Below are 11,375 nucleotides of genomic sequence, written 5' to 3' on the forward strand. Positions count from 1 at the left end.
ACGCGACGCCGCCATGCGCTACCCGGGTGGGGTCACCGCCCTCGCCGGCGTCTCGCTCGACATCACCGGGGGCGAGATGCTGGCCATCGTCGGCCCGTCCGGCTCCGGCAAGTCGACGCTGCTGCACATCATGGGCACGCTGGACCGGCCGACCTCCGGCACGGTGCACCTCGGTGGCCTCGACGTCGCCGGGCTCTCCGACCGGCAGTTGTCCGCGCTGCGCGGGCGCTGGCTGGGCTTCGTCTTCCAACAGTTCCACCTCGCCGCCGGGCTCACCGCCGCCGAGAACGTCGCCACCGGTCTGCTCTACGCCGGGGTGCCCCGCCGGGACCGCCGGCCACTGGCCCTCGCCGCGCTGGACCGGGTCGGACTGGCGCACCGCGTCACCCACCTGCCGCACCAGCTCTCCGGCGGGGAACGGCAGCGGGTGGCGATCGCCCGCGCCCTGGTCCACCAGCCCGCGCTGCTGCTCGCCGACGAACCCACCGGCGCGCTGGACACCCGTACCGGCCGGGCCGTCCTGGAGCTGCTGTACCGGCTGCACGCCGAGGGCACCACCATCGCCGTGATCACCCACGACCGGGACATCGCCGCCCGCCTGCCCCGCCGGGTGGAGCTGCGCGACGGCCACCTGGTCGCCGACTCCGGCCGGGTGGTGACGCCCCGATGAGCACACCCACCACCGGGGGTACGCCGCACCGGGCGCATCCGGGTACGGCCCGCGAGGCCGCCAGGCCGGTCCGGCTGGCCGTGACCGACCTGCTCGGGCTGGGGCTGCTCGGTATCCGTACCCGGCGCACCCGGGCCGCGCTGTCGGCGCTCGGCATCGCCATCGGAATCGCCACGATGATCGTGGTCACCGGCATCCCGGCCTCCAGCCAGGCCCAGCTGATGCGGGAACTGTCCGCGCTCGGCACGAACATGCTGGAGGTGCGGGCGCTGCCCGACCAGGACCCACCGGCGCTGCTGCCGAAGGAGTCGACCGCCATGGTCCGGCGGGTGGGGCCGGTGACCGGCGTCAGCGCGGTCGCCAACACCCACCGGCTGGTCCGCCGCTCCGACCGTACCGACCCCGTCGACGGCTCCGGTCTGACGGTGCTGGCCAGCCAGCTCGACCTGCTCCCGATCATCAACGCCCGGGTCCAGCACGGAAGCTGGCTCACCTCGGCGACGGCGCGTTTCCCCACCGTGGTGCTCGGCGCGGTCGCGGCGGCCCGGCTGGGCGTGCGCGACGTGCCCGCGGGGGGCGGACCCGGCCAGCAGGTGATGATCGGCGACCGGTGGTTCACCGTGGTCGGCATCCTGGCCACCGTCCCGCTGCTGCCGGACATCGACCGCTCGGTGCTGGTCGGTTGGCCGGCCGCACAGTCCGAGCTGGGCTTCGACGGGCATCCCACGGTGCTCTACGTCCGGTCGCTGGAGCCGGCGGTGGAGCAGGTCCGGGCGGTGCTGCCCGAGACGGTCAACCCGCAGAGCCCGGCCGACGTGCTGGTCAGCCGCCCCTCCGACGCGCTGGCCGCGAAGCGCGCCACCGAGAACGCCTTCTCGTCGCTGTTCCTGGCCCTGGCGGCGGTGGCGCTGCTGGTGGGTGGGATCGGGGTGGCCAACACGATGGTCATCTCGGTGCTGGAACGGCGGGCCGAGATCGGTCTGCGACGCGCGCTCGGTGCCCACCGTGGGCAGATCCGCGGCCAGTTCCTCACCGAGTCGGTGGCACTGGCATCGCTGGGCGGGGTCGTCGGGACGCTGCTCGGGCTGGCCGTCACCGCCGGCTACGCCGCGTACCACCAGTGGCCGGTGGTGATCCCGCTCGCCTCGACGCTGGCCGGGCTGGGCGGCGCGGCGGTGGTGGGCGTGGTGGCCGGCGTCTACCCGTCGATGCGGGCCGCCGCCCTGCCGCCGACCGAGGCGCTCGCCAGCATCTGAGCCGGGCCGGCGGCGGGTCCGGTGCGGCGGGGTCCGGCCACCGGTCCGGACCCGCCGCCCGGTCGGGCGTCCCTCCCGACCGGGCGGGTGCCGCAGTGGACGGCCGGGTCGCCCGCGCCCGGCTGTCCGCTGCCGTTAACGGTCACATCCGTCGACCGGCCGGCTCCAGAAAGTTACGAGCCGGTGCCTCCGATAGTTTCGACCACGGCTGCCGGTCCCGGGGTCGGTCGGCCCGTCCCGGCGCAGGTCAGCCCCTGCCGTCGGCGGGTCGGTCGAGGATGTGCCCGCAGTCGACGCTGCCCGTCCGGTTGAGCATGTTATCGATAACCTGCTATCTTTCGGCCGGGAGCGAAGGGCACGCTCCCCGTCGTCGGAGTCCGTTGGCAGCGGCACACGAGGGCATCCCCTCGCGCCGCCCTGCCGGTCGACGACCAGATCCGGGCCGCTGCACCGAGCCGTCGTGCCGTCCGCGCCGAACGGGCGCGTCCGCCCACCCGAGTCGCCCCGCCCGGGCGAGGAGACGGGGTGCGGGTGTCCACCGCATCCTGCCGTCCCCGCCGGCCATCGCCGGGTCGACTCCGCGTATCACCACCGGGACACCAGACCCATGGCAAGGAGCCAAGCAATGGTCAGACACAGACACCTACTCCCGACCATCGCCGCCGCGGCCGTCCTGCTCGCGGCGACCGTCGGCGGCGCGCTGAACGGCGGCCTCTCCGCGACGGCGGAGGCGGCCACGAACGGCACCCTCGCGGCGACGGCGGGCTGCGGCAAGGCCCCCACGTTGAGCAACGGGACGCGCACGATCACCAGCAGCGGGCAGAACCGCAGCTACATCCTGCGGATTCCGGACGGCTACGACCGCAACCGCCAGTACCGGCTGGTCGTCGGCTTCCACTGGTTGAACGGCTCGGCGCAGAACGTCTCCTCGGCCGGCTACTACGGCCTGCTGCCGCTGTCCAACAACAGCACGATCTTCGTCGCCCCGCAGGGCATCGACGCCGGCTGGGCCAACACCAACGGCCGGGACCTGACCCTCTTCGACGACATCCTCCGGCAGGTCGAGAACGACCTGTGCGTGGACACCACCCAGCGGTTCGTGCTGGGTTGGAGCTACGGCGGCGCGATGAGCTACGCGGTGGCCTGCGCCCGGCCCACCGTCGTGCGCGCGGTCGCCGTGCTGTCCGGCGCCCAGCTCAGTGGCTGCAACGGCGGCACCCAGCCGGTGCCGTACTTCGGCATCCACGGCACCCACGACAGCGTGCTGAACATCTCGATGGGCCGGTCGCTGCGCGACACGTTCGTCCGGAACAACGGGTGCACCGCGCAGAGCCCGCGCGAGCCGGGCCTGAACACCTTCACCCACATCACGACCGTCTACTCGGGCTGCCGTTCCGGCTTCCCGGTGCAGTGGGCCGCGTTCGACGGTGACCACACCCCCAGCCCGGTCGACGGGTCGGGCACCCCCAACGACTCGCGGACCTGGACCTCGGGGGAGATCTGGCGCTTCTTCAGCCAGTTCCAGTCCACCACGCCGCCGACCACGCCCCCGCCGACCACCGCTCCGCCGACGACCCCGCCGCCCACCACCGCCCCGCCGACCACTCCTCCGCCGACCACTCCTCCGCCCACCAGCGGGCCCGGCGGCTGCACCGCCACCTACAAGGCGGTCAACAGCTGGCCCGGCGGTTTCCAGGGTGAGGTCACCGTGGCCAACACCAGCTCCGGTGCGATCACCGGCTGGGCCGTGGGCCTGAGCTTCGGCAGCGGCCAGGCGATCAGCAGCGTCTGGAACGGCGTCAACACCGGCACCACCGGCAACGTCACCGTCCGCAACGCCGCCTACAACGGCGCGCTGGCGCCCAACGGCTCGACCACCTTCGGGTTCACCGCCACCGGCAACGGCACCCCGCCGCCCGGCAACATCACCTGCGCCATCTCCTGACCACGGACGCCCTCAGGGCCCGGAGCCACCCGGCTCCGGGCCCGCCGTCCGTTCCGGGCCGGTCGGTGTGGCGGGCGTGCCGCGCGGCGGGGCTTATTGCCATAGACTGGCAATTACGCGATAGTGGCAGCAGTGGCGGGTACCCGGGCCTGCGATGATCCGATCTGGCCCGAGTGCCCGCCCCTGTGTCGATCCACGACCCGAGGGAGCTGCCGGTGGGGCCCGAACGCACGGACGGAATCTCCCCGGAGCACGTCACGTCCCGGTCCGTACGCCTGCCGGCGTTGCTCGGCATCGTCCTGCTCGTCGTCGCCGGCTGCGCGTCCCCGACGCCGTCGTCGACCGGCCGCACCGGGAACGGCCCCGTCGTGGTGGCCACGGCGGGTGAGCCCGACACCCTCAACCCGGTGCTCAACTACGGCCCCGACGGCGCGTCGCTGATCTTCGACGGGCTGGTCGCCCGGGACGCCCGCAACCAGCTCGTGCCGGCCCTGGCCCGGGAAATGCCGACGGTCTCGGCGGACGGCCGGACGGTCACCGCGACCCTGCGCGACGGGGTGCTGTTCCACGACGGCAGCCCGCTCACCGCCGGCGACGTCGTCTTCACCTACCAGGCGGTGCTGGACCCGAAGGTCGACTCGACGCTCCGCTCGGACCTCGACATGCTCGCCTCCGTCACCGCCCCCGACCCCACCACCGTGGTGTTCACCCTGAAACACCCGTACGCGCCGTTCGTGCAGCGGCTGGCGCTGGGCATCGTGCCGGCGAAGGCGTTCGAGGGGCAGGACGTCAACAAGGCGGAGTTCAACCGCAGGCCGATCGGCACCGGCCCGTACCGGATGACGTCGTGGACGCCGGGGGACCGGCTGGTGCTGGCGGCGAACGAGCGGTACTGGGGTGGCAAACCGGCGAACCCGGGCGTGGTGGTGGCGTTCGTCGCCGACGACAACGTCCGCGCGCAGCGGATGCGGGCCGGCGAGTTCGACGCGGCCGAGCTGCCGCCGAAGCTGGCGACCGGATTCGACGGCCAGGCCGGTCAGCAGGTGCGCAAGGTCCCCACCGCCGACTACCGGGGCGTGATGCTGCCCATGGGCAACCCCGTCCTGGGCGACCCGGCGGTCCGCCGGGCGTTGCACGCGGCGGTGGACCGGCAGGCCATGGTGAGCGGGGTGCTCGGCGGGGCGGGGGAGCCGGCGTTCGGCCCGGTGCCGCCCACCTCCGAGTTCGCCGAGCCGTCGGTCACCGGGCGGCCCACCGCCGACCGGGCCGCCGCCGCCGCGATCCTCGACGCCGCCGGCTGGACGCCCGGCCCGGACGGCATCCGCGCCAGGGACGGGCGGCAGGCCGCGTTCACCCTGATGTACCCGGCCACCGACAGCCTGCGCAAGGAACTGGCCCTGGCGTTCACCGCCGACGCCAGGAAGATCGGTGTCGCGGTCACCCCGCAGGGTCTCACCTGGGACGCGATCACCCCCCGGATGAGGACCGACGCGCTGGTCATGGGGTACGGCACCCCGTACGACCCGGATTTCGTCTCGTTCAAGCTGTTCGGTTCCGCCTTCGCCGGGCAGGGCTTCTTCAACCCCGGCTCCTACCGGTCCGCCACCGTCGACGCCGCCCTGCAGGCCGGCCGGGACACCACCGACCCGGCCGCCCGACGGGCCGCGTACGCCACCTTCCAGAAGCAGCTCGCCGCCGACGTGCCGTGGGTGTTCCTCACCTACCTGCAACACACCTACGTGGTGCGCGACACCGTGACCGGGGTGACGCCCCGGGTCGAGCCGCACGAGCACGACGTCGCCAACAGCCTCTGGTGGAACGTGCACACCTGGGAGAAGACGTCGTGACGACGCCAGCCCCACCGCCGGTGCGCCGTCGGCGGCTGGCCGGGGCCGGGGTCATGATCCGCCGCCGGCTGCTGGTCGCCGTACCGGTGCTCGCCGCGACCAGCATGGGCATGTTCGCCCTCGGCGCGGCCTCCCCGATCGACCCGGCGCAGCAGTACGCGGGCGCGGCGGCCTTCACCACCACCGAGGAGAACCTCGCGCAGCTCCGCGCGAACTGGGGCGTCGACGACCCGCTGCCGGTGCAGTACGCCCGCTGGGTGGGCAACCTGCTGCGCGGCGACCTCGGCTGGTCCACCAGCCGCCACGAACCCGTCACCTCCGTGCTGGCCGCCCGCGCCGGCTGGACCCTGCTGCTCGTCGGACTGGCCCTCGCCCTCGTCCTGGTGGCCAGCGTGCTGCTGGGCACCCTGGCCGCGTACCGGCGCGGTGGCGTCTTCGACCGCGCCCTGCGGTCCGTCGCGTACGCCGTGCAGTCGATGCCGGTGTTCTGGATCGGGTTGGCCGCGATCGCCGTGTTCGCCCTCACCCTGGGCTGGCTGCCCGCCGGTGGGCTCACCGACATCACCGCGACCGGCACCGACCCGGCCGACGTGGCCCGGCACCTGGTGCTGCCGGTGACCGTGCTGGCGATCTCCCAGGCCCCGTGGTTCGTGCTGTTCGTCCGGGACGCCGTCGCCGAGAGCCTGCGCGACGACCACGTGCTGGCCGCCCGCGCCCGGGGGCTGCCCGGCCGTACCGTCCTGTTCGGCCACGCGCTGCGGACCGCGCTGCTGCCCTTCCTCACCCTGGTCGGCACCCACCTGCCCGAACTCGTCGGCGGCGCGGTGCTGGTGGAGACCGTCTTCTCGCTGCCGGGCCTCGGTGCGGTCACCGTCGAGGCGGCGTTGGGCGCCGACTTCCCGCTGCTGGCCGCCACCACCCTGGCCACCACCGTCGTGGTGCTGGCCGCGAACCTGGCCACCGACCTCGGCTACGCCGCCGCCGACCCCCGGGTACGCCTCGATGACTGACCTCGCCCCACCGCCGGCCGCCCCGCCCGCCCGACGCCTGCCGCCGCGCCGGCCGGCCCCCCTGCTGCGGGGCGGTCGGCCCGGCGCGGGGGTGGCCGCCGCCGTGCTCGTCGTCGCGGTCGTCGCCTGCCTGCTCGCGCCCCTGCTGTGGCCGCTGGACCAGAGCGCGGTCGACCTCGCCCGGACCCGGCTCGCGCCCTCGCCCGAGCACCTGGCCGGCACCGACGACCTGGGTCGGGACGTGGCGCTGCGCAGCCTCTACGGGCTGCGCGTCTCGCTGCTCGTCGGGGTGGTCGCCGCGCTGGTCGCCACCGTCATCGGTGGTCTCGTCGGCGCGGTCGCCGGCAGCGTCGGCGGGCGGGTCGACCGGGTGCTGATGCGGGTCGTCGACACCGTCGCCGCCCTGCCGCACCTGCTGCTGGGCATCTTCATCGTGGCGATGCTGCGGCCGAGCCTCGGCGCGGTCGTCGCCTCCGTCGCGTTGACGCACTGGCTGTCCACCGCCCGGATCGTCCGCTCCGAACTGCTCAGCCTGCGGTCCCGGCCGTTCGTCGACGCCGCGATCTCCGGCGGGGCGGGCCGGGCCCGGGTGCTCACCCGGCACCTGCTGCCGCACGTGCTGCCCCGGCTCGCGCTGGCGACCACGCTGATGGTGCCGCACGCCGTCTGGCACGAGACCGCGCTGTCCTTCCTCGGCCTGGGTCTGCCGCCGCACCTCGCCTCCATCGGCAACATGATCAACGACGGCCAGCGTTCCCTGCTCACCGGCGCGTGGTGGGCCAGCATCGTCCCCGGGCTGGCCCTGGTCGCCGTCACCCTCGCCCTGGCCGTGCTCACCGGCCGCTGGCGGGACCGCCTCGACCCCCGCGTACGGGCGGAGTTGCAGCTGTGACCACGAGCGCCCCCAGCACCGTGCCCACCGCCGCCGACCGCCGGCCGGCGCTGCTGACCGTCGACGGGCTGACCGTCCGGTTCCGGCTCCCCGACGCCGTCGTGCACGCCGTCACCGACCTGCGCCTCGACCTGCACCCCGGCGAGCTGCTGGCCGTGGTCGGCGAGTCGGGCTGCGGCAAGTCCGTCCTCGCGCACGCCCTGCTCGGCCTGCTGCCCCGCAACGCCACCGTCACCGGGCACGCCCACCTGCACCCGGCGGACGGCACCCCGGTCGACCTGGTCGCGGCGGGCGAACGGCACCTCGCCCGGCACGTCCGGGGGCGGGTCGTCGGCCTCGTCCCGCAGAGCCCGGCCACCGCCCTCACCCCGGTGCGCACCGGCCGGCGGCTGCTGGAGGAGACCCTGCGCGCCCACGGACACCCCCGCCCCGACGTCGCCGACGCCGCCGGGCGGGCCGCCGTCGACGTCGGCCTGCACCCCGCCGACCTCGACAGGTACCCGCACGAGCTGTCCGGCGGGATGGCCCAGCGGCTGGCCACCGCCCTGGCGCTGGCCCCCGACCCGTCGCTGCTGCTCGCCGACGAACCCACCAGCGGCCTCGACCGGCCGCTGGTGGAGCACACCCTGGACCTGCTGCGCCGCCGCTGCGACGCCGGGGCCGCCGTCCTGCTCATCACCCACGACCTCGCCGCCGCCCGCCGGGTCGCCGACACCGTGGCCGTCATGTACGCCAGTCGCGTCGTCGAACACCGGCCCACCCCGGACCTGTTCGACAGGCCCGCCCACCCGTACACCGCCGGGCTGCTCGACGCCCTGCCCGAGCGGGCGTTCACCCCAGTGCCCGGTCACCCGCCGATGCTCACCGACCTGCCCGAGGGCTGCGCGTTCGCCCCGCGCTGCCCCCGGGCCACCGACACCTGCCGCACCCCGCCCCGCCCGACGGCCGACGGCAGCGGGCAGGTCGCCTGCCACCACCCGCTCACCCCCGGAGCACCGGCATGACGACCACTGCCGCCAGCGCGCCCGGCCCGTCCGCCGGGCTCGCCGCGCACCAGGTCACCGTCCACTACGGCCGGCAGCGCGTCCTCGACCGCGTCGACCTGCACGTCGCTCCCGGTGAGACGGTCGGCCTGCGCGGCCCCTCCGGCAGCGGCAAGTCCACCCTCGCCCGGGTGCTGGCCTTCCTGCACGCCCCGGACGGCGGCCGGATCACCCTCGACGGCGAACCCGTCGCCGGGGTCCGGCACCGGCTGCCCGCCGCCGTACGGACCCGGGTGGCGATCCTGTTCCAGAGCCCCCGCGCCGCGAGCGACCCCCGGTTGAGCCTGGCCGACCTGATCGCCGAACCGCTGCGTGCCACCGGGACGCCGGCCGGGCAGGTGACCGCCCGCACGGCCGAGCTGGCCGACCTGGTCGGGCTCACCCCCGACCTGCTCACCCGGCGTCCGCACGCGGTCAGCGACGGGCAGTTGCAACGCGCCTGCCTGGCCCGCGCCCTCGTGCACCGCCCCGACCACCTGCTCTGCGACGAGGCCACCGCCATGCTCGACGCCTCCACCCAGGCCCACGTCGCCGCCGTCGTCACCGACTACCAGCGCCGGCACCGCGCGGGCGTGCTCTTGATCACCCACGATCCGGCGCTGCTGGCCCGCTGGGCGACCCGGGTGGTGGACCTGCCGGTGCCGGCGGTGACCCGGTGACGGCGACGCCCGACCCCCGCAGCACCTACCGGGCGGGGCCGGTCCGCAGGTAGGTGAGGACGGCGAGCACCCGGCGGTTGGTGTCGTCGCTGGGCGGCAGGTCGAGCTTGGCCAGGATGTTGCCGACGTGCTTGCCGATCGCCGCCTCGGTGACGTGCAGCCGGGCCGCGATCGCCGCGTTGGAGTGCCCCTCGGCCAGCAGCACCAACACCTCCCGCTCCCGGGAGGACAGGGCGGCGAGCGGGTCGCGGGGGCGGTGCAGCAGATGCCGCACCACGTCGGGGTCGATGGCCGTGCCGCCGTCGGTGACCCGCCGCAGGGTCGCGGCGAACTCGGCGACGTCGGCGACCCGGTCCTTGAGCAGGTATCCGACCCGACGGCGGTCCCCGCTGTCGAGCAGCGCCGCGGCGTACCCGGCCTGCACGTGCTGGCTGAGGACCACCACCGCGAGGTGCGGGCGGGCGGCGCGGGCGGTGACGGCGGCCCGCAGCCCGTCGTCGCGGTGCTGCGGCGGCATCCGGATGTCGGTCACCACCAGGTCCGGTTCGTGCGCGTCGACCGCCTCCAGCAGCTCCGGGGCGGAGCCGACGGCGGCGACCACCGCGAAGTCGAACCGGGTCAGCAGGCCGATCATGCCCTCCCGCAGCAGCACCTCGTCCTCGGCGAGCACGACCCGGGTCACCGGGGACACGGCAGCTCCACCCGCACCAGGGTGGGCCCGCCGGGCGGGCTGGACAGCAGCAACCGGCCGTCGACGGCGGCGACCCGGTCGGCGAGCCCGGTCAGTCCGCTGCCCCGGGCCGGGTCGGCGTCGCCGCACCCGTCGTCCTCGATCTCGACGACGAGACCGCCGGCGGACCGGGTCAGTCGCACCTCGGCCCGGCCCGCGTGGGCGTGCCGGGCCACGTTGCCCAGGGACTCGGACACCACGAAGTAGGCGGTGGTCTCGACCACCTCCGGCAGCGGCTGCCCGAGGTCGGCGTGGACGTAAACCGGGATGGTGGCCGCCCCGGACAGTTCCCGGACGGCGCCGGCCAGGCCGAGTTCGGTGAGGTGCTGCGGGCGGATGCCCTGCACGATCTGCCGCAGAGTGACCATCAGCCCCTTGGCCTGCTCGTGCGCGACGGCCAACGGTCGGGCGGCGGGGGAGTCGTCGGGCACGTCCAGCCGGGCCAGGCCGAGCTGGAGGGTGAGGCTGGTCAGCCGGGGCTGCGCGCCGTCGTGCACGTCCCGCTCGATGCGGCGACGTTCGGCCTCGTACGCGTCGACCAGCCGGGCCCGGGAGCGGGTGACCTCCCGCAGCGCCGTGGTGTCGGCGGACCCGTCGAGCAGCCAACGGGCCGCCGTCGCCTGGCCGGCGGCGAGCAGGACGGCCAGGTACACCAGCGCCGGGACACACAGCACGCCCACGGCCGCGTACGGGATCGCCTGGCGGGGGGTGTCGATCGTGGTCCAGACCACGATGACCGGGTCGTTGCCGCTGGCCAGCCAGGGGCTGACGATCAACGTCCCGTCGAGCAGCACGAGCATGAACAGCAGCCAGTACGCCAGCGGCACGAGCCCGCCCAGCAGGAAGGTGTGGCCGACCTCCCGCCAGGCCGCGGCGCTGGTGTAGCGGGCCACCAGACCCGTGAACCGGGGTCGGTGCAGCGGTCGCGGGTCGACCAGGCGCAGCCGCCACCGCTCGACCGCGGCCACCGCGATGCTGACGACCGGGGCCGACGCGAGCACCAGCAGGGCGACGACGGTGAGGAACACGACGATGGGCAGCTCGACCGGGCGGTCCTGCCGCACCGTGTTGAGGACGGCCACCAGGGGCGCACCGACGACGAGCAGCCCGATCGACAGGGGGCCGGCGACCGGCAGGGTGGTGGCGAGGTAGGCCAGCGCCCGCCACGGCCACGGGGAGAGCAGGTGGTCGCGTCGGCGCAGCGCCGCCGCCAGGTGCAGGGGTACGTCCGGGGTCATGGTCGAACCCTGTCAGGGCGACGCCTCCCGGCCCAGCCCACTGGTCGTAGCGTTGCGGGTATGCCTGGCCCTACCCGGCCGGGAC

At 74.9% G+C, this 11,375-nt stretch carries 10 protein-coding genes; 8 read left to right on the forward strand and 2 right to left on the reverse strand.

The genetic code is table 11. From position 1 onward, the window contains the following. Nucleotides 1-13: 13 nt before the first annotated feature. From JQX11_RS17045 to JQX11_RS17080, 8 genes are all read left to right on the forward strand, one after another. A complete protein-coding gene (locus tag JQX11_RS17045) occupies nt 14-670 on the forward strand; it encodes an ABC transporter ATP-binding protein (RefSeq protein ID WP_204925993.1) in 657 nt (218 codons plus the stop codon). Then, a complete protein-coding gene (locus tag JQX11_RS17050; protein ID WP_204925922.1) occupies nt 667-1,926 on the forward strand; it encodes an ABC transporter permease in 1,260 nt (419 codons plus the stop codon). The genes JQX11_RS17045 and JQX11_RS17050 overlap by 4 nt, the downstream gene beginning before the upstream one ends. Before the next feature lie 625 nt (nt 1,927-2,551). Beyond that, nucleotides 2,552-3,871 (forward strand): CE1 family esterase, encoded by a 1,320-nt coding sequence (locus tag JQX11_RS17055; protein WP_232377971.1) that lies wholly within the window; start codon nt 2,552-2,554, stop codon nt 3,869-3,871. A 215-nt stretch (nt 3,872-4,086) separates the two neighbouring features. Continuing rightward, nucleotides 4,087-5,718: an ABC transporter substrate-binding protein gene (locus JQX11_RS17060; RefSeq protein WP_307826218.1), complete on the forward strand. Its 1,632-nt coding sequence runs from the start codon at nt 4,087-4,089 to the stop codon at nt 5,716-5,718. Next, on the forward strand, nt 5,715-6,728 hold the full coding sequence (locus tag JQX11_RS17065) for an ABC transporter permease (RefSeq protein WP_307826219.1): 1,014 nt from the start codon (nt 5,715-5,717) through the stop codon (nt 6,726-6,728). The genes JQX11_RS17060 and JQX11_RS17065 overlap by 4 nt, the downstream gene beginning before the upstream one ends. Further along, nucleotides 6,721-7,620, forward strand: a complete 900-nt coding sequence (locus JQX11_RS17070) for an ABC transporter permease (protein ID WP_204925924.1) — start codon at nt 6,721-6,723, stop codon at nt 7,618-7,620. Before JQX11_RS17065 ends, JQX11_RS17070 begins: the two co-directional genes overlap by 8 nt. Next, entirely contained in the window at nt 7,617-8,624 is a 1,008-nt protein-coding gene (locus JQX11_RS17075; protein WP_307826220.1) for an ABC transporter ATP-binding protein, read from the forward strand. Before JQX11_RS17070 ends, JQX11_RS17075 begins: the two co-directional genes overlap by 4 nt. After that, on the forward strand, nt 8,621-9,322 hold the full coding sequence (locus JQX11_RS17080) for an ABC transporter ATP-binding protein (protein WP_204925925.1): 702 nt from the start codon (nt 8,621-8,623) through the stop codon (nt 9,320-9,322). Before JQX11_RS17075 ends, JQX11_RS17080 begins: the two co-directional genes overlap by 4 nt. Nucleotides 9,323-9,347: 25 nt before the next feature. Here the strand turns inward: JQX11_RS17080 and JQX11_RS17085 are convergent, their stop codons facing one another. Further along, nucleotides 9,348-10,013, reverse strand: a complete 666-nt coding sequence (locus JQX11_RS17085; RefSeq protein ID WP_204925926.1) for a response regulator transcription factor — start codon at nt 10,011-10,013, stop codon at nt 9,348-9,350. Continuing rightward, nucleotides 10,001-11,290: a sensor histidine kinase gene (locus JQX11_RS17090; protein WP_204925927.1), complete on the reverse strand. Its 1,290-nt coding sequence runs from the start codon at nt 11,288-11,290 to the stop codon at nt 10,001-10,003. The genes JQX11_RS17085 and JQX11_RS17090 overlap by 13 nt, the downstream gene beginning before the upstream one ends. Nucleotides 11,291-11,375: the final 85 nt, after the last annotated feature.

Origin of the sequence: Micromonospora humida (assembly GCF_016901255.1) — a bacterium.
Lineage (GTDB): Bacteria > Actinomycetota > Actinomycetes > Mycobacteriales > Micromonosporaceae > Micromonospora > Micromonospora wenchangensis.

Coding starts and splice junctions, on each gene's coding strand:
- JQX11_RS17045 (WP_204925993.1), top strand. CDS start 14: ATGCGCTACCCGGGTGGGGTCACCGCCCTCGCCGGCGTCTCGCTCGAC.
- JQX11_RS17050 (WP_204925922.1), top strand. CDS start 667: ATGAGCACACCCACCACCGGGGGTACGCCGCACCGGGCGCATCCGGGT.
- JQX11_RS17055 (WP_232377971.1), top strand. CDS start 2,552: ATGGTCAGACACAGACACCTACTCCCGACCATCGCCGCCGCGGCCGTC.
- JQX11_RS17070 (WP_204925924.1), top strand. CDS start 6,721: ATGACTGACCTCGCCCCACCGCCGGCCGCCCCGCCCGCCCGACGCCTG.
- JQX11_RS17080 (WP_204925925.1), top strand. CDS start 8,621: ATGACGACCACTGCCGCCAGCGCGCCCGGCCCGTCCGCCGGGCTCGCC.
- JQX11_RS17090 (WP_204925927.1), bottom strand. CDS start 11,290: ATGACCCCGGACGTACCCCTGCACCTGGCGGCGGCGCTGCGCCGACGC.